The organism is Pectinatus haikarae (assembly GCF_050916305.1).
Lineage (GTDB): Bacteria > Bacillota > Negativicutes > Selenomonadales > Selenomonadaceae > Pectinatus > Pectinatus haikarae.
The window spans coordinates 2,806,242-2,824,742 of sequence record NZ_CP116940.1; the positions used below are offsets into that span (position 1 = coordinate 2,806,242).

Consider the following 18,501-nt stretch of genomic DNA (forward strand, 5'->3'; position numbering starts at 1 on the left):
GAAATACAAAACTAGAAAATGTCTCTTCACTTCCTGATAAAACTATAAATTACGGACAGGCAGCCAAGGACAAAGCCGGCAGCTGCCGGAACAGCCCAGCCCATACCGATATCAAAGAATGGTAGAAAAGAATAATAGAAGTGTATTACAGACTGGATTACATCAATATTTTTCACCACTGCCGGTGCACTATTCAAGACATCACCAAATGCTGCAAAAACAGTAAATATTGTTGTACACACATATACGGACTGCCTGTGTCCAAAAAGCGGAGACAAAAGTGACAGCAATATTAAGGTTATACATAAAGGATATAAAAACATTAAAACAGGAACGGCTAGATTAATTATTTCAGTAAGACCAATATTGCTGATAATAAAAGATATTATTGTAAATATAAACACGTATTTTCTATAGGAGACCGAATCGGGGAACATAGTGCAAAATATGTCAGAACAGGCAGTTATGAGTCCGATAGCTGTTTTTAAACAAGCCAGAGTAACTATTACAGCAAGCAATATGTCCCCTGCTGTTCCCAAATAATAATCGGCTATCTGTGCCAGTGCGATACCGCCATTATCTGATACGGGAAATTGGTTGGCGCTGAAAACACCTATATAGGAAAGACAGCTGTAAAGGATACTCATAAGTATCAATGTGATTATTCCCGCCTTCAACGCACCGACGGCTATTTCTTTTGGCTGGGAGAGCCCAAGCCCATGCAGAGTATCTATGACGATAACCCCAAATACTAATGATGCCAGTGCATCCATGGTATTATAGCCTTCGGTAAAACCACGAAAAAATGGTGCAGAAGCAAAGCCAGCCTGAGCAGGTGGGATAGCACCGTTGCCCATAGGATTACAAAAAGCAATGATAATAAGTATTGCCAGAAATATCAAAAACAAAGGATTGAGTATTTTCCCTACCCACAACAATATTTTGCTGGGCCGCAATGACAAGATCAGCGCTGCCGAGAAAAACAGTAGCGTAAAAATAAACAGTGCGATTGCCTGATGATTCGCTGCTATATAAGGTGCCAAGCCGATCTCGTATGACACTGAACCAGTTCTGGGTAAAGCAAAGACAGGTCCGATAGTCAAGTTGAGCGCTACCGTGAGCAAAAGAGCATAAAAAGGATGAATGCGTCCCGCCAATTCGTATAGGTTAGCACTGCCTGATACACCAAGTGCCAGTAGCCCCAGAAAAGGAAGCCCCACACCAGTCAGTAAAAAACCGATAATAGTCGGCAGAATATTGGTACCGGCTTCCTGTCCCATATGTACAGGAAAAATCAAATTTCCTGCGCCAAAAAATAAACCAAACAACATTGAACCAACAAATAGGTATGAAGACAGTGAAAGTTTGCTGCGGATCATTAAATTGAACACCTCTCTGATAAAATGTTTCTTCGTACAGGATACATCTTATCATATTGTAAACCTTAGAGCAAAGTCATCAGATTCTCCATTCTGTATTTGTCGATCCTATATCTTCTCTATTTTTATTAAAACTATTTCAGGAGGCGGCCCAAGTCTCACCGGCGTGCCCCAAAAACCATAGCCATTAGAGACAACAGCAGTCATTTTATCAAATAATTTTGTACCATAGTCTAAGGCATATATTCTTCTGGTTACTAATCTGTCCGGATAAAACTGCCCCGCATGTGTATGTCCTGCCAGATACAAATCATATTTGGCCGCAGAAGCAGCTTCAATTTGATACGGTTCATGTTCCATTAATATTTGAAAGAGATTATCCTCCTGTACAGGCGGTATGGGCGTGGGATGGTATATATAATCATCAAGACCGGTAATTTTGAGACAATCATCCAAAACAACTGATTCATTTTTTAGAAATCTTATATCAGCGGACTTTAACAATGATTGTTCCTTCACCAGACTGCCCCCCAAATAATCATGATTGCCATACACAGCATATTTGCCAAGAGTTGCCGTAATTTTTTTAAAAGGACTGCTGCTATTATCCCTTATGACAAACTCAAGATTTCCGTCGATGATATCTCCGCCAAAAAGGACCATATCGGAAACTTGGGCATTTATCTGCGCTGCCAGTTTTTGCGAAAAAGATTTGCCGATTATTGTCCCCAAATGGATGTCACTGACAAAGACGATTGAATAATCGCGTTTGAGCGGTTTATCAGTTTTTACAACGACCCTTCGGCAGACAGGATGAAACACATTCCACGTTCCTTTTATAATAAGGCATATAATGAGCAGCAATCCCGCCATTATAATTTTTGCCGAAATCACCTGCCAGTATTCATTCAGGCCAAAAATGTACACTATTACGTATAAAAGAAAGTAAATCAGCATCAAATATATGGAATAATAAAAAAAGATAAGCCAATACCCGCCAACAACAGAAAGCAGCTTAGCTAAAGCAAAGGGAAGTTGATTCTTTATTATATTTGGTAAAGTAAAAATGACAGGCAATAATACAAAAAATATAATCGTCCATGTATCAAAAATATTCGGCAGCATTTCATTATATATGAACCACTGTCCGATACCGATGCCCATTCCGACAAGACAAATAAAAATAAAAAAAGCTGAACGTTTTTTCATACTTAGTCATAGTCTCCCTAAAAAATACAATTGTAAAAAATGCTACCGGATAATAAATAAAGCACTATAGGAAATTATACCATAGATAAAAATAATCGCATTATTTGTCTGCGGTTCATATATAAAAAATTACGCCGGTAAAAACCGGCGTAATTTTTTATATTATCTTTTCTCCATTATATTTCTCACCATCGGCATCCGGTAAAATACCATAGCCTTCCGTCCACGCTGTTTTATATTTTACAGCCTGAGAATGTATCCTGGCAAATGCCTTTTCATCAAGTGTTTTCACGATTTTTGCCGGTACGCCGAGAACAAGTGAATGAGGAGGCACTATCGTATTTTTGGTGACGAGCGCTCCCGCACCTACGATAGATCCCTCCCCTATGACCGAGCCATCAAGCACTGTAGCACTCATGCCGATAAGGCAGTTATTTTCAACTGTACATGCATGCAGTACAGCACTGTGTCCCACCGTAACAAAATCCCCCAAAACACAAGGCAGATCATCAGCAACATGAAGTACAGCATTATCTTGAATATTAGTATATCGGCCTATTTTTACAGGTGCTATATCGCCTCGCACGGTGGCATTGAACCAGACACTGCTGTATTCAGCCATCTCTACCATGCCCACTACACATCCTTCTTGAAAAACATAAGCCTTACCGTCAATAACAGGTTTTTTCCCGTCAAAATCTCTGATCATATATGATCACCCTTTCCTCATCGTTGACCAAACACATGTAATATTAACACAATTTATCTTATAATTCTATTTTTCTGCAGGGAAATTCTCCGGCAGAAAGCGATCTCTAAGCAATTTTATCTCTGCGGCATATCCGTCATGATCGTTGGGTGTCTCCAGAATAAACGGCAGTTTGCGCAATTCAGGATGGTTTATAACTTTAACAAAAGTATCCAAGCCTATATACCCTTTTCCTATTTTTTCATGGCGATCTTTGTGTGACCCCATGGGATTTTTACTATCATTCAAATGCACCGCCTTAAGCTTTTCTAAGCCGATAATGTCATCGAAGTCCCTGATAACATTGTCTAAATTATTCACTATGTCATAACCTGCATCAAAAATATGGCAGGTGTCCAGACAAATGCCAACGTTGTCCTTAAATTCCACCTTATCTATAATTGATTTCAGCTGCTCAAAGCTGCTGCCTATCTCCGTTCCCTTTCCCGCCATTGTCTCAAGGAGAATTATAGTATTCTGCTGTGGTGTTAAAACAGCATTCAGACATTCGGCAATTTGCCCTATTCCTTCTTCCACTCCCTGGCCGACATGACTTCCAGGATGAAAATTATAATAATTTCCGGGAATATATTCCATTCTTTTCAGATCATCAAGCATTGTTTCTTTGGCAAATAAACGCAGGTCTTCTTTATTGGAGCAGGCATTGAGTGTATAAGGCGCATGTGCTATCAATTTTCCCATATTATTCTCTGTGCAAAAAGCATTAAATTTATCAATGTCGTCCTGATCTATTTTCTTTGCTCTTCCTCCGCGCGGATTGCGTGTAAAAAAAGCAAACACATTGGCATCAAGAGAAATGGCTTCCTTCCCCATAGCAGAAAAACCGCCGGCCGACGAAATATGATTTCCGATATTGAGCATTATATAACCTCTTTTAATTTCTGTTCATCAGTATTATATAACAAAAACTGGCTGCCGCAGCAGGTTGAGCTGTTGACTAAAATAGCTGCAATTTCCATGGCATAAATATATTAAGAAATACTTCAAAAATTTTGGGGGAATGTTTCAGACCCGTTCGCTTTACATAAATAACCAATCAATTGCAGGCAAGCCACAAAATTTTTCTAACGGAACTATTTATGTTATGAAAAGTATAACACAAAATAATCATCTATAAATTGACAGCTAAAAAAATATATGTATTAATCATTTTATGTCATTATGTTTTTTAATTTTGAGAAAAATGTCTTGATTTTTGTCTCAAAATGATATAATATGAAAAAGCCCCAAAATTTAATAATTGGCAATGATGCCATAACTGAAATTTGCATTTCAGTTATGGCATTTTTTTAATTTTGGTGACATTTTGACTTAAAGGGGAGTAAATATGGAAATTATATGGGGTATTTTTATTTTTTACATGATAGCCAATCTGGCCATCGGGATCTACAGCCAGTCCAAGGTGAGCAGCAGTGCTGATTACCTACTGGCAGGAAGAAGAATAGGTTTGCTGATGACAGCCGGAACTTTAGCTGCCACAGAAATAGGCGGAGGAAGCACTGTAGGTGTTGCCGCCAAAGCTTATGGCAGCTGGGGGCTTTCAGCTGGATGGTATGTAACAGCAGCTGGATTAGGGATTATACTTGTTTCTTTTATCGCTCCGAAATTAAGAAGAGCGATGGCTACAACAATGCCCGAAATCATAGGCCGCAGATTTGGGAGGCCCAGTTATATAATCACTTCGTTGCTTTCACTTTTCGCTAACCTGGCTTTAGCCGGAGTACAGATCACTGCATCTGCAACAATTATCAGTGTTTTGACAGGACTTTCCCAAAATACAGGCATTTTAATTTCCGGCATCATTCTGGTTCTGTATACAACTGTAGGCGGTATGTGGAGCGTCACGCTGACGGATATCATCCATTTTTTTGTATTGATTATCGGTTTTGCACTTGCTGTTCCATTCGCAATACATAATGCAGGCGGCTGGACACATATAGTCAGTCAGCTGCCACCCGAACAGCTGGGCTTTACAAAAGTAGGCTGGAAAACTATCATCGGGCTTGTGATTATGTATTTTATGACTTTTTCTACCGGACAGGAAGCAGTGCAGCGATATTATGCAGCTAAAAATGAAAAAACAGCTGTATGGGGCTCTGTATTATGCGGTGCCCTCATGGCGTTATATTCTTTTGTTCCGGCAATTTTAGGATTAGTCGCACTGGCCGTGTATCCTCAGATAAATCCCAATGATGCCATAGCAACGGTTTCCATTCATCTTACGCCTTCCTTAATAGCCGGTTTAGTGATGGCGGCTGTCATCTCCGCAACATTATCAGCCGGTTCGGGAGATCTTCTGGGTGCGGCTACAGTATTTACCAAAGACATCTGGCAGCAATATGTGCACAAGAATATGACAGACAAAGAAATCGTCAAATTCAGTAAAATTACAGTTTTTATCTTTGGTATAATAGCTATTGCTGTTTCCATGTACAGCAAACAAATAATACCGATGCTCGTTTTTGCTTTCACTATGCGGTCAACAGGACCATTCGCCGCATTCATACTTGGTCTGAACTGGAAGGGAGCCACTCCTTATGCCGGAATCTGGTCGATCATCCTTGGTACCGTGGCCGGATTATACTGGCAGTATATAAATGAACCATATGGCATAATGGCCATTATTTTTGGTTCGATAGTAAGCTGTGTAACATTTATCATTGTAGTATGGATAGAAAAAATGCTTCATCACGACCCCGCCCCTCCGGCATTACGCTGACATACAGCGCCGAATTTCGTAAACAGTGCTCTGCTCATGAGAAACCTATATCAGCCACAGGCATCAGAAATATATGCGTTTTTTTATCCATCCCAATAGATATTTTTTATGCCGGTCATAAAAAATCACAGAATTTTTTCTGCTGAAATTTACAACAGCTATAAAAGATGTTATTATTGTCCCCAACAGATAATCTTATCAATCAAGTGGTGAATACAATGAATAAACTTTCTCATTTCGATAAAAACGGCAAGGCCGTCATGGTCGATATAAGTGATAAGCCTGTTACAAAACGTTCGGCAGTGGCAGTAGGACGCATTTATGTCAGTCCGGAAATATTCACCGCCGTGAAAAACGGCACTGCAAAAAAAGGTGATGTTTTGGGGACGGCCCGCCTTGCCGGAATAATGGCTGCAAAAAAAACCAGCGATATCATTCCGCTGTGTCATCCCATACCCATAAGCAATATTTCTGTCGATTTCACTTTGGAAGCGGACAATCTTTCTATATATGTTCAGTCCGAAGCAAGAACTACGGGCCAGACAGGCATTGAAATGGAGGTTCTCCATGCCGTTTCCGTCTCTTTGCTGACAATTTACGATATGTGCAAAGCAATCGATCACAGCATGAAGATTGCCGATATCCATCTGATTTATAAGGATGGCGGGAAAACCGGAATCTACGACACGGGAGAAAGATAGCATGGGAAGAATAAAAGCTATATGTATAAGTCCCAAACGGGGCACGGTAAAAAACGCGGTGAACCTGGCAAAAATGCTGCCTGATTTTGGACTGGAAGACGATGCCCATGCCGGTACATGGCATCGGCAGATAAGTCTGCTCGCCAATGAAGCTGTCAGAAAGTTCTCTGATGCATACGCACTTGATCTTTCTGCCGGAGCTTTTGGGGAAAATTTACTCATCGAAGGCATTGATCTGAAATGTCTTCCCATCGGCACAAAACTAAAATGTGCCACAGAAATTTTGTTGGAAGTAACCCAGATAGGAAAAACCTGTCATCTGGGCTGCGATATCCAAAAGCGTACAGGCAAATGTATAATGCCAAGTGAAGGTATATTTGCCAGAGTTTTGTGCGGCGGTACAATACAAACCGGAGATTCTATAACAGTGCTGTCCCGTTGACAGATTTTCAGGAGATGACATAATATGTTCAAAACAGCCATAATAACCGCCAGTGACAAGGGCTTTGCAGGACTCAGAGAAGACTTGAGCGGACCTTTAATAAAACAACTGCTGGCAGATACTGTTTATGATATTGTCAGCTATGAAATTCTATCTGACGATAAGGATTATCTGACAAAACGTTTAAAAGAATTATGCGATACTGATATATCCCTTATCCTTACCACCGGAGGCACCGGATTTTCGCCGCGTGACAATATGCCCGAAGCCACAAAAGCGGTCATAGAAAAAGAAACCCCCGGCATACCGGAAGCGATGCGGGCCTACAGCATGAAAATAACTCCGGCCGGTATGCTGAGCAGGGCAGCGGCAGGAATAAGGAAACAAACACTCATAGTCAATCTTCCGGGCAGCCCCAAGGCTGTGAAGGAATGTCTCGGCTGTATCCTGCCTTCATTGGAACACGGCTTAAAAATAATGTGCGGTCTGGACAGTGAATGTGCCCGTACCTGACTTTTAAAATAAAAAATCTGCAGAAATGATATGAATTCATCTCTGCAGATTTTTTTATTATTGTCCTTCAACAAACGGCTTCAAACAGGACTTTTACATGCCCGCCGCATATCATCCCCAAATCGCTTGTGTTCTGCAGCCCCAGATCATATTCAATGACAGCCGCCTGTTTGCTGACCGCTATTTCGGCGCATTTTTTCTGAGCGGCAAATTCGACAGCACCGCCGCCTATCGAGCCGAACACTTCTCCGCTTTCGGTCACCAGCATCTTGCTGCCTGCGCCGCGCGGTGATGAACCGTGCTTATCTATTATAGTTGCCAACGCGGCGTTCTGCTTTAACTGCCCGGCGGATATCTTTTCCATGGCAGCAAATACATTATTCTGCGATCTGTCACCAATAAATGCGCTTTTCACTTCAATAATTTCTGCCAAAATACTCACGGCTATTTCTTCCGGTGTAATTGCGCCTATCGGCACTCCTATAGGTGCGTGCACCTGCGCCAACACCTCCTTTGAATATCCTTCCTGCTCAAGTTTATGCATGGTGATGCCGACTTTTTGCCTGCTGCCTATCATTCCCGCATAGCGATAATACTTCTTGGCCAAAACCGCTGACAACGCCCGGAAATCATCTCTGTGTCCTTTTGTCACAATTACATAATAGGCATTATCGCCAAAATCGCGCTGTAAGGCAGCTTCGACATCCTCGACATATCTTTTGGCATGCGGGAATCTTTCCTGTGTAACAAATTCGGCCCTGTCATCTATCACTGCTGTATCAAATTCAAGGAATTCCGCCAGCCTGGCAATAGCGCAGGATACATGCCCTCCTCCCGCAATAACGATTATCGGTATATCATTTATACTTTCTATAAAATATTTTTCTTCAGCTTCGGTAAAAACAAACGGCAATTTCTTTTTTCCGGCTTTAAGCTCCATTTTTTTTAGTTGCTCTCTGCCGATCAATTTTTTCTCGCCTATTTGTGTACTGAGCGAAGTCATTGTATAAAAGATTTTTTTCTTTTTATATAAAGCTAAAATTTCTTCATAAATTGCTTTCATTAAGAACCTCCGTCACAGCTTCTCAGAATATCCTTCCGTTTCCAGTAATCGCCTATATTCCTCGGGAGTGTCAACGTCCACGTTCAGTCCGTCATCCGATATTTCTATGAGAAATGCTTTTTTTTCGAGTTTATTCAGTATGCCGCGCATGCCATTTTCTCCCGAAAAGGATATGATATCCGCGAAATATCTTCTGCCGATCAGCGGCGGATGTTTCCAGCGGCCATTTTGAACGGGAATGATCAGCTCTCCTTTATTCGCCTGCCATGCATTAGTAATATCGGCAAAAGTCTGCAGCGAAATAGCCGGCATATCTGCCGGCATAATGAATGCCGCAGCTGCTTTTTTTATATTTTTTATACCGCATTGCAGAGAATAAAGCATATCTCTTTCCCTGTAATGCGGATTATAGACAATTTTTAAAGAACTGTCCTTAAAGTATTTCCTGATTTCCTCATGACGATGTCCTGCCACAATTACTATTTCTTTCGCACCGACTGCCCGCAGTTTTTCCACGGTCGCCGCTAAAATAGTCTTTCCCCTGTACGGAAGCAGCGGTTTGAAATCTCCCATGCGGCTGGACAGTCCGGCCGCCGCAATTACTGCACCCAGCATAATATACTCCTTACTTCTTGTAATATGTCTGCCTCAAAGGAAGCGATGTCCTGAATTTTTTATCGAAGCGATAATAAGCATGCGAGCATGCCGGCGATGTCGGTATGAGACAAAGCTCACCCACACCCTTTGCGCCGTAAGCATAGGGTGATTTTTTCCCCTTTGCCTGTACGAGTTTAACATCTATAGGCGGCACTGCCGTTGCCCGCATCAGATTAAGTGCGGCCATATTCATCTTGGGATAGCCGTCTTCCACCACAAAATCCTCTGTCAGCGCAAAGCCCAATCCCATAACGATACCGCCTTCGATCTGACCTTCGACGGAAGGAACATTGACCGGAGTCCCCACATCGTATGCCGCTTCGACCTGTTGCAGTTTTCCGCCGTCATCGATAACTATCACCTGTGCCGCATAACTGTAGCTTACATGACTTACAGGAAACGGCTTTGGCGAGCCCATCGGATCGGTCTTGGCCGAAAATTCTCCATAGAAGCTTTTCCCTTCCAAGTCGTCCAATGTTTTTCCTTCTAAGGCTATCTTCAATTTTTCTGCCGCTCTGTGCACCGCTTCTCCGGTAACTACTGTTTGCCTTGAAGCTGTACTCGTTCCGGAATTGGGCGTTCTTATTGTATCCGGTGCTTCATGTATCAGTAATGAAGGTGCTATCCCCGCAGTCTGATATACCATCTGTGTGCACATGGTGGCAATTCCCTGTCCCATGCAGGCTGCCGATGTACGTATATGAACGCTGCCTTTTTCAACGGACAGGATACATCTGCCTATATCCTTCAAACCCACACCGGTGCCGCTGTTTTTAAAAGCACAGGCGATGCCTGCATAAGGGTTTTTTTCGTATATTTCCCTCACCGCTTCAAGACATTCCCGCATGGCACAGTTTTCATCGGCTATCTGCCCGTTAGGCAGAACCTGCCCTGGTTTTATGGCATTGCGCCAGCGTATTTCCCAAGCGGATATACCGACCTTCTCCGCCAGAAGATTTATATTGTTTTCTATGGCAAAGCAGCTTTGCGTCACTCCGAAGCCTCTGTACGCTCCGCTTACCACATTGTTTGTATATACGGACATACCTAATATATCTATATTCTGGTAATTATATGGTCCGCCGGCATGAGTACATGCTCTTTGCAGCACCGGCCCGCCCAGCGACGCATACGCTCCGGTATCCGCTATAATAAACGCACGCATGGCCGTGAATATTCCATTTTCATCGCAGGCCAGTGTAAATTCCATATCCATGGCATGACGCTTTGTGTGATAGTCAAGGCTTTCCTGTCGGGAGAATTTTACCTTGACCGGTCTTTTCGTATACCACGCTGCCAAAGCGGCATGATGCTGCACACTCATGTCTTCTTTTCCGCCAAAGCCGCCGCCTACCAGCATAGAGTGGCAGTGCACCTTTTCAGGAGAAATGCGAAGCATATTCGATATTTCCCGCTGTTCGTCATACACGGACTGTCCGCCCGTATAGAGCAAAAGGCCGTCTTCTCCTTCCGGCATGGCGATGGCGCATTCCGGTTCCATGAATGCGTGATCATTGAACGGAGTATGATATTTTTTTGTTATCACATATTTGGATTCTTTCAGCGCCCCGGGCACATCGCCGCGTTTTAAATGCTCCTTGCTCATTATATTTCCTGTGGAATGAATCAAGGGTGCCTCTGCCCTTAAAGCATCCTGCGGTGATATAACAGGTTCCAGAACGGTATAGTCAACATTGATCAGTCCGATTATTTCGTCAAGTGCTTCCTTCGTACCGGCAACCACAAGTGCCAATGCATCGCCGATATACCTTGTAGTATCTCCTTCCGCTATCATGACGTCCCAGTCCTGCACTATATGTCCGATTTTATTATTGGGAACATCACCGGCTTTGAGGATTTTTATACAGCTTTTATGTTTTAGTGCTTCTGTTGTATCTATCTTATTTACAACTGCACGCGGATAGGCCGAACGCAATGCTTTTGCATACGCCATCCCAGGCAGAACAACATCATCCGCGAATTTTCCCTCTCCCAAGACCTTCTGATATGCATCAACACGTTGAAAAGCTGTATTGAGAAAGGCTTTCTGCTGTGGTTCCGGCAATTGCTTTTGTTCACGAAAAAACTCGGCGGCCATCATAATCGCTTTTTCGATTTTTATATAGCCCGTACACCTGCACAAGTTGCCGTTAATTGCTTTTTTTATTTCCGGCACTGTAGGTGCAAGATTTTTATCAAGCAGACTCTTAGCCGATATAACCATACCCGGGATGCAAAAACCACACTGTACTGCGCCGCACTGGGCAAAAGAATACGCATATACATCTTTTTCCCGTTGTGTCAGACCCTCCACTGTCACAACTTCCGCGTTATTCAGCTGAGAAAGTTTCAGCACGCAGGATTTTATCTTTTTCCCGTTTGCCAAGACCGTGCATGTTCCGCATATCCCCGCACCGCAGCCATTTTTAACTGAGGTGATACGGAGATCATCACGCAGGAAATCTATAAGTTTTTTATCCGATTCACATTTAACATTGTTTCCGTTAACTTTTAGAAAAAACATCACATGCTCCTTTTAATTCCATTTTATGCAGTTATCATACACATGATGCAGCAGATTTCTGGCCGTCTGTCTGCGGTAATCCGCCGTGGACCGTACATCATCTATAGGCTGTATGAACTTATCATATTCGCCGTAAATGGTTTTAAGCAATTCGGCATTCAATACTGCCTTTCCCTCCGCCAGCCGTTCGATTTCCGGCAGTCTGACAACGGTTGGTCCCACAGCACCTATGGCAACAGCTATTGTTTTAACATAACCGTTCTTTTTGCTGCTTCTCATTGCCAGCGATATTTTGGCTATCGCCGCGGCCCTGCGCACAGCAACTTTTTTATAAAAAACCATATCATTGTCAGGAGCCGGAAAAAACAGCTTTATACCTATAAGTAATTCGTCTCTTTTTAATACGGTCCTGCCCGGTCCCGTGATAAAACTGCTGACCGGTAATTCACGTATTCCCGCCGCTCCCTGCAGACATACAACTGCGTCAAGTGCATATAATGGCGGCAGTGTGTCACCGGCCGGAGAGGCATTGCAGATATTGCCTGCGATCGTCCCTACATTGCGTACCGCAGGAGCAGCCATTTCCAGCAGTGCCAGCCGCAAAAGGCGTGGCGTCCATTTCCATTCGATCAATTGCGCCAATGTCGTATTAGCACCTATATACAGACATGTATCTTTTTTCTGCAGAATATTCATTTCGGCAATATTTTTCGTGAACAGCATATCACCGGAAAAAGCCGGTAAAATACCGGCAGGACGACGCCAGCGGACCATAAGATCAGTACCGCCGGCAATAGGGCGTATTTCTTTTTTCTGACGCAGTTCCAATGCTTTTTCCAGATTATCCGGAAAAAAAGATTCTACCATAATCCTGCGCCCTCCCTTGCTGCCGTTCTGATCGCCTGTACGATCATATTATAACCGGTGCAGCGGCATAAATTTCCTGATATTGCCCTCCTGATCTGCGATTCATCAGGATGAGGCACTTTGTTCAAAAGAGCCTCGGCAGCTAAAATCATTCCTGGCGTGCAAAAGCCGCACTGCACGGCACCTGCTCCTGCAAAAGCATCCGCCAGCTTTTTATAACGCATTTCACCGCTGAAACCTTCGATGGTGAGTACCTCATGCCCCGCGACATTTCCCGCCGGCATTATGCAACTGTTCACCAATTTATGATCGACAAGTACAGAGCATGCCCCGCATTCACCTTCACCGCATCCTTCCTTTGGTCCTGTCAGCCCGAGAATATCACGCAGGACATCCAGCAGCCGCATCGTCGGATCTATATTCACCGATATATTTCCGCCATTCAAAAGAAACTTTATTTCACTCATTTTCCGATGCCTCCCTCATAATATATTCGGGAGTAACCGGAAGTTTTGCGATATGGATGTTCATAGCCTGTCCAACAGCAGAAGCGTACGCCGGAGCTGCCCCCAGCAGTGTAAGCTCTCCCGCCCCCTTTGCGCCGAACGGCCCGTCTTCATAGTAAGTTTTCATAAGATGATTTTCTATCGGAGCAAAATCCATAGCCGTGGGAATCGTATAGTTGGTCAGATTATTCTGACGTGATCTTCCGTTTTCGTCATTTGCCATAACTTCCATTGCTGCATAGCCCAACCCCTGAAACATACCGCCCTGTATCTGTCCCTCGACGATCATTTCATCAATCGGCTGTCCGATATCAAAAACAGACCATGCACCTGTCACGGAGGTCTCACATGTCAGCGGATCGATTTCTACCTCTACAACATTTACTCCCCACGAATAAGCGGGATAGGCATCCCCCGACGATTCTCCGCCCTTCCACTTTATCCGCTCCGGTGCTTCATAGTCCTGTATTATTTCGATATCGTTATTTTCCTGCCATCTTTTTTTCAGACGCTCGGCGGCCTTTTGCAGCAGCCGGCCCACTATCATTATTGAACGCGATGCTACAGTCGGGCCCGAATCGGGTACTCTGTCCGTATCCGGATAAGCAAAAATCACATCAGCGACAGATATATCCAATACGCTTGCCGCAATCTTCCGGAAAGTTGTCTGCAAGCCCTGCCCCATGTCGACATTTGCCGCAAAGATTTCCACCCTCTTGGAATCTTTCTTTCTGCGCAATTTCAGCTGTGCTTTGATTATGTCCCGTTCACCGCTGCCCGTAAAACCACAACCGTGCAAAAAAAGAGAAATGCCTATTCCCTTGTGCAATTCCGGGTCTGCTTGATAAGCCGCCCTTTTCGAGGTATAGAAGGAAACCTCCTGCGCCTTTTCAATCATTTCCGGCAATTTTATTTCATCATAGAACAAACCGTTCGTTGCCGTTCTGTCTCCTTGTTTTGCCATATGCCGTTTTTTATAATCAAGCACATCGTACGAAAAGATTTTTGCCAGACTTTCCATATGCATTTCTATGGCAAAAATAACCTGAGGTGCACCAAATCCACGAAAAGCACCGTTTGGTACAGTATTCGTTGCCACTGCCGCACCCGTCACACGCAGATTTTCTATATTATAAACACCGCAGATATTATAGATGCTGCGCTGCAGCACAACTTCAGATATTCCCGCATAGGCACCGCCGTTTAACTTTATATCAGCCTTCATGCCCAATATCCTGCCTTCTCTGTCCAGAGCCGTTTCCAATGTTACCTCTGCCGGATGGCGCCGCGGTGTATAAGCGGTATCTTCCTCGCGTTCATAAAGTACGGCTACGGGACGCCGCGTTTTCAAAGCCGCAAATGCGGCATGCCCGGCCAATAAAGAAGGATAATCCTCCTTGCCCCCAAAGCCGCCTCCTGTAAAAGCCTGTACTATGCGGACTTTTTCTTCGCCGACTGCCAATGCCTGAACTAAGGCATTTTTTACATAATAAGGACACTGCATCGAACCATATACAGAAATCTTACCGTCATTTTCCGGAACTGCTATCATTCCCTGATTTTCCAGATAAGCCTGTTTCTGGTAACCTGTGGAATATTTTTCTCTTACAACCTTGAATGCTGCGGAGAACCCCCTGTCCACATCTCCTTTTTCGTAATTATAAGAGGCAAATTTATTATCACTGCCGAATATCGGCGTAAAGTTATTGCTCAAAGCATCTTTTATCGTTAATATTGCCGGTATCATCTCATACTCTATATATACCCTGCCAGCCAGTTCCAATAGTTTTGCGCGATCCGGACCGACTATAAGCAGTATGGCTTCACCAAAATAATTCACTCTGTCCTTTGCCAGAAATGGCCAGTCATCTGTCAAAAATTTTATGATATTTTTACCGGGGATATCATCGGCAGTCACTGAAAAATATCCTTCCGGTAAAACAGGAATATCTATTCTTTTTATTATGCCGCGCGGACAATCCGCTCTGACTGTTCTGGCATAAAGCATACCGTCAATATGGAAATCGGCAATATATTTTGCCTGCCCCGAAAGCTTAATGTCATTATCTACTTTCCGTACAGGTTTACCAATATCAAAATCACTCATAAAAATCGGCCTCTCTTCAGTAAAACATGAACTACATCAAATATACACCATATTCTAAAGCATCATACGCATATCTTTCTTTGCGGCTTTGATCAGTTCCGCCTGATCTCTGCTATCTTCTTTTTTTGCAGCCATAATCCTTATTTTCCAATCGTCTTCTGCCTTAACCATGCCGTCATTTATTCCTGTCATATATGCCTTCAATGAGTGATAAACTGTAAATTTAGCCCTATACGGTTTACCTTCATATGGACAGAATACTGCACAGCTGCCGCACTCATTGCAAAAAGCATCAATATGCACTACTTGTTTCTTGCCGCCGGCATCAAGCATGATATTTGCTCTGTTCGGGCACACCGTTATACAAAGGCCGCAATTTTTGCAATTCAGCAGAGGAAGTTTTGCCCCCTTTTTACTGCGGACCATCTGCTTCTTGCAATAATATGCATCATTCAGAGATATTCCGGTCAAAAAACTGATCTTATCTTTTTGCGGTCTGGACACAGTCTTTTCTATTCTGCCGAAGAGATCGGCATATTCTGATAAACAGCGATACCCTTTTCCCTTCAGTAAAACAGTGGCCATCGTCAGCGGATAAATGCCGGTTTCAAATATCTGGCTGATATTATGCCCGTCCAATCCTCCCGAAAATGATACAGGCAGCTCATCCCCAAATTTTTCAGCCAACTTTTCAGCTGCCGCCAAGGATAACAGAAAGAGCGGCTTGCCCGAAAGATACATCTGTTTATCGGGCAGCTGTCCGTCTGCAGCCACCGGTAATGTATTTGTAAGCTTCACACCAAAAAAGCCTTTTGCTTTTTCTGCCTTTTTGAGCAGACGCCTGAGCATAGCTTCAGCATCGTCTTGACTCAGATCATTGACAAAATTGCTTTCGATAAGCTTTATATAAGCATATCCTCTGTCTGCCAAAATTTTTTTTGTTTCTGCCAGTCCATTCAATGTAGGATTTAATTTGATATATACAGGCAGCTTCTTTTCCGCCATTAAATATTCAGCTATTTTTTCTATTTCCTCCGCAGGACAGCCATGCATAGTGGATACTGTTATAGATTGGGCTATCTGCGGCTTTATTCGTTCAAGATCAGTCAATGAAAATTTTGAAAAGGAATCAGTCTCTTCTGCCAGGCATGCGCAGCATTCTCTGTAAACAGCAGTATTTTCCGCGTTTTTCATATTTTCGATAAAGGTATCTACTTTTTTGCTTTTTATTCCCTGCAAATCATAACCGACACTCATATTGAAGCTGAACCCGTCAGGACGACCCAGTTCAAATTCCACGGACATAAATTTCAGAAGCAGATATGCTTTCACATATTCCGCGAAAGCCTGTGCTGTTGTGAGCTCGGTAGACCATTCGATATTGTAGCATTCACATTCATCAGGCACACTTATGCAGGGTTTATTTATATGCAGCTCTTCGCCATCGATCACCTGCACTGTTTTCAGTTCAAAGAACCGCGCTCCCGCGGCATAACCTGCCGCGATATTCTGCGCCAGCTGTGTATGCGGCCCCGCCGCCGGACCGAAGGGCATTTCAATATCCATATATTCATTTTTATAGGATATTTTTCTGCTGATAATTTTTGCGGGCACACCATATACAGTCTTTTTACTATTATATTCATTTCTTATATTTTTCAGCATGACGGAAAAATCCGCCGGTATCATTTTATCACTCATATCCGCTTTCAGCGAAGCTTTTGCCAAAGCTCTGCCGCTCCCCGTCTGCAATTTTCGATTATTTTTTCTTCGTCCAAGGCGGTCAGCTGTCTGTTCTTCATCACTATCCGCCCCTGAGTCATTGTAAAGGAAATATTTCCGCCGGCAAGGCCAAAAAGCAGATGTGCCTCTGCATTTTCCTCAGTGAGCGGCGTGAGAGGCTTATAATCGGCAATTATAATATCAGCCGCAGCGCCTTTTTTTATGATGCCTGTTTCCCTGCTGAAATAACGCCCGGCAATTTTTCTGTTATTGTAAAACATCGCTTCAAACAGTTCCCTGCCCCCTGCAGCCGCATCATTCAGGACATGTTTCTGTAAAAGGGAAGCTGTTTTCCATGACTCGAGCATATCATGTGTATAACCGTCCGTACCCAGTCCGAGCAGAATATTCTGCTCCATCATCTTTATGACCGGCGGACAGCCCGCCGCATTATTCATGTTGGATTGAGCATTGTGCACTACCGCCGTACCGCTGTGCCGCAGCAGCTGCATTTCTTTTTCATTCACATGAATACAATGGGCAGCAATAGTTTTTTTCCCCAGTATGTCGAACTTGTCGAACCGTTCGACTACTCTCATGCCATGCCTTGCCAAACACTCATTCTGATCAGCCTCTCCTTCGGCAACATGCACATGATATCCCGCGTCACCGCCGTGCTCGGCACAATACAGCAATGTTTCATCCGAGAGGGTAAAGGATGCATGCAGTCCCATAATTCCCGTCAGCAGCTCAGATTTTTCTGTTTTCTTTATAAAACGTTCATTTTCTCTGACAGCTTTTTTCATTTTATCCCTGCCGGAACGATCAGATACCTCATAACAAAGACATGACTTTACAGAGAATGCTTCGGCAGCAGCAGCAATGGCCGATAAGCTGTCCTCAATTTCACCGTATGCGGCATGATGATCAATAACTGTAGTAACACCGTTTTTGACCAATTCCATATATGCAGCCATAGCACTTTTATAAACCAATTCATTGGTAAGCGCCGCATCAAGTTTCCACCATAATTTTTGCAATATCGTATTCAAGTCTGCCCGTTTCGGCAGCTCAACCGCCATGCCGCGGGCCATCATGCTGTATATATGTTCATGCGCATCAATGAATCCGGGTAATATTAAACCTCCTTCAGCGTTTACGAAGGAGGCTTTATCGTATATACTGCGCATTTGAGCAAGAGTTCCGCAGTCGATGATGGAATCCCCAGCCGTAACGACAGCACCGTCCCGCAGTACCGTATTATTATCATGTGTTATTACGGTGCCGTTTCCTATAATAAACATATGTTATATTTTCCTTAAA

General features: G+C 43.4%; 16 protein-coding genes. 4 read left to right on the plus strand and 12 right to left on the minus strand.

The genetic code is table 11. From position 1 onward, the window contains the following. Positions 1-26 precede the first annotated feature (26 nt). The 4 genes from brnQ to NXG61_RS13490 form a co-directional block, all read right to left on the minus strand. On the minus strand, positions 27-1,379 hold the full coding sequence (gene brnQ / locus NXG61_RS13475) for a branched-chain amino acid transport system II carrier protein (protein ID WP_307224500.1): 1,353 nt from the start codon (positions 1,377-1,379) through the stop codon (positions 27-29). 108 nt (positions 1,380-1,487) lie between these two features. Beyond that, positions 1,488-2,588 (minus strand): metallophosphoesterase, encoded by a 1,101-nt coding sequence (locus NXG61_RS13480; RefSeq protein WP_307224498.1) that lies wholly within the window; start codon positions 2,586-2,588, stop codon positions 1,488-1,490. Between the two features lie 157 nt (positions 2,589-2,745). After that, positions 2,746-3,297 (minus strand): gamma carbonic anhydrase family protein, encoded by a 552-nt coding sequence (locus NXG61_RS13485; RefSeq protein WP_307224496.1) that lies wholly within the window; start codon positions 3,295-3,297, stop codon positions 2,746-2,748. Between the two features lie 66 nt (positions 3,298-3,363). Continuing rightward, positions 3,364-4,218 (minus strand): deoxyribonuclease IV, encoded by an 855-nt coding sequence (locus NXG61_RS13490; RefSeq protein ID WP_307224493.1) that lies wholly within the window; start codon positions 4,216-4,218, stop codon positions 3,364-3,366. A 466-nt stretch (positions 4,219-4,684) separates the two neighbouring features. Between NXG61_RS13490 and NXG61_RS13495 the strand changes: the two genes are divergently transcribed. The 4 genes from NXG61_RS13495 (at position 4,685) to NXG61_RS13510 (ending at position 7,732) form a co-directional block, all read left to right on the plus strand. Beyond that, entirely contained in the window at positions 4,685-6,076 is a 1,392-nt protein-coding gene (locus NXG61_RS13495) for a sodium:solute symporter family protein (protein WP_196605464.1), read from the plus strand. A gap of 218 nt (positions 6,077-6,294) precedes the next feature. Beyond that, positions 6,295-6,777: a cyclic pyranopterin monophosphate synthase MoaC gene (moaC, locus tag NXG61_RS13500; protein WP_432748946.1), complete on the plus strand. Its 483-nt coding sequence runs from the start codon at positions 6,295-6,297 to the stop codon at positions 6,775-6,777. 1 nt (position 6,778) lies between these two features. Continuing rightward, complete coding sequence (locus NXG61_RS13505; RefSeq protein WP_307224488.1) at positions 6,779-7,219, plus strand: MOSC domain-containing protein; 441 nt, start codon at positions 6,779-6,781, stop codon at positions 7,217-7,219. 24 nt (positions 7,220-7,243) lie between these two features. Beyond that, on the plus strand, positions 7,244-7,732 hold the full coding sequence (locus NXG61_RS13510) for a MogA/MoaB family molybdenum cofactor biosynthesis protein (protein WP_307224486.1): 489 nt from the start codon (positions 7,244-7,246) through the stop codon (positions 7,730-7,732). Between the two features lie 67 nt (positions 7,733-7,799). Here the strand turns inward: NXG61_RS13510 and NXG61_RS13515 are convergent, their stop codons facing one another. From NXG61_RS13515 to ssnA, 8 genes are read right to left on the minus strand one after another with little or no spacing between them, the layout of a single operon-like run. Then, entirely contained in the window at positions 7,800-8,795 is a 996-nt protein-coding gene (locus tag NXG61_RS13515) for an XdhC family protein (protein WP_307224484.1), read from the minus strand. Positions 8,796-8,807: 12 nt separating this feature from the next. After that, positions 8,808-9,410 (minus strand): nucleotidyltransferase family protein, encoded by a 603-nt coding sequence (locus NXG61_RS13520; protein ID WP_196605476.1) that lies wholly within the window; start codon positions 9,408-9,410, stop codon positions 8,808-8,810. Between the two features lie 10 nt (positions 9,411-9,420). Next, positions 9,421-11,976, minus strand: a complete 2,556-nt coding sequence (gene xdh / locus NXG61_RS13525) for a selenium-dependent xanthine dehydrogenase (RefSeq protein WP_307224482.1) — start codon at positions 11,974-11,976, stop codon at positions 9,421-9,423. A gap of 12 nt (positions 11,977-11,988) precedes the next feature. Next, positions 11,989-12,843: an FAD binding domain-containing protein gene (locus NXG61_RS13530; protein WP_307224479.1), complete on the minus strand. Its 855-nt coding sequence runs from the start codon at positions 12,841-12,843 to the stop codon at positions 11,989-11,991. Then, a complete protein-coding gene (locus NXG61_RS13535; RefSeq protein WP_196605479.1) occupies positions 12,837-13,310 on the minus strand; it encodes a (2Fe-2S)-binding protein in 474 nt (157 codons plus the stop codon). Before NXG61_RS13535 ends, NXG61_RS13530 begins: the two co-directional genes overlap by 7 nt. Beyond that, the gene (locus tag NXG61_RS13540) at positions 13,303-15,456 is read right to left on the minus strand and encodes a xanthine dehydrogenase family protein molybdopterin-binding subunit (RefSeq protein WP_307224476.1); all 2,154 of its coding nucleotides are present in this window, start codon (positions 15,454-15,456) and stop codon (positions 13,303-13,305) included. The genes NXG61_RS13535 and NXG61_RS13540 overlap by 8 nt, the downstream gene beginning before the upstream one ends. Positions 15,457-15,510: 54 nt before the next feature. After that, entirely contained in the window at positions 15,511-17,184 is a 1,674-nt protein-coding gene (locus NXG61_RS13545; protein WP_196605481.1) for a 4Fe-4S dicluster domain-containing protein, read from the minus strand. After that, a complete protein-coding gene (ssnA, locus tag NXG61_RS13550; protein ID WP_196605482.1) occupies positions 17,166-18,482 on the minus strand; it encodes a putative aminohydrolase SsnA in 1,317 nt (438 codons plus the stop codon). The genes NXG61_RS13545 and ssnA overlap by 19 nt, the downstream gene beginning before the upstream one ends. Positions 18,483-18,501 lie beyond the last annotated feature (19 nt).

Coding starts and splice junctions, on each gene's coding strand:
- brnQ (WP_307224500.1), bottom strand. CDS start 1,379: ATGATCCGCAGCAAACTTTCACTGTCTTCATACCTATTTGTTGGTTCA.
- NXG61_RS13480 (WP_307224498.1), bottom strand. CDS start 2,588: ATGAAAAAACGTTCAGCTTTTTTTATTTTTATTTGTCTTGTCGGAATG.
- NXG61_RS13485 (WP_307224496.1), bottom strand. CDS start 3,297: ATGATCAGAGATTTTGACGGGAAAAAACCTGTTATTGACGGTAAGGCT.
- NXG61_RS13490 (WP_307224493.1), bottom strand. CDS start 4,218: ATGCTCAATATCGGAAATCATATTTCGTCGGCCGGCGGTTTTTCTGCT.
- NXG61_RS13495 (WP_196605464.1), top strand. CDS start 4,685: ATGGAAATTATATGGGGTATTTTTATTTTTTACATGATAGCCAATCTG.
- moaC (WP_432748946.1), top strand. CDS start 6,295: ATGAATAAACTTTCTCATTTCGATAAAAACGGCAAGGCCGTCATGGTC.
- NXG61_RS13505 (WP_307224488.1), top strand. CDS start 6,779: ATGGGAAGAATAAAAGCTATATGTATAAGTCCCAAACGGGGCACGGTA.
- NXG61_RS13510 (WP_307224486.1), top strand. CDS start 7,244: ATGTTCAAAACAGCCATAATAACCGCCAGTGACAAGGGCTTTGCAGGA.
- NXG61_RS13515 (WP_307224484.1), bottom strand. CDS start 8,795: ATGAAAGCAATTTATGAAGAAATTTTAGCTTTATATAAAAAGAAAAAA.
- NXG61_RS13520 (WP_196605476.1), bottom strand. CDS start 9,410: ATGCTGGGTGCAGTAATTGCGGCGGCCGGACTGTCCAGCCGCATGGGA.
- xdh (WP_307224482.1), bottom strand. CDS start 11,976: ATGTTTTTTCTAAAAGTTAACGGAAACAATGTTAAATGTGAATCGGAT.
- NXG61_RS13530 (WP_307224479.1), bottom strand. CDS start 12,843: ATGGTAGAATCTTTTTTTCCGGATAATCTGGAAAAAGCATTGGAACTG.
- NXG61_RS13535 (WP_196605479.1), bottom strand. CDS start 13,310: ATGAGTGAAATAAAGTTTCTTTTGAATGGCGGAAATATATCGGTGAAT.
- NXG61_RS13540 (WP_307224476.1), bottom strand. CDS start 15,456: ATGAGTGATTTTGATATTGGTAAACCTGTACGGAAAGTAGATAATGAC.
- ssnA (WP_196605482.1), bottom strand. CDS start 18,482: ATGTTTATTATAGGAAACGGCACCGTAATAACACATGATAATAATACG.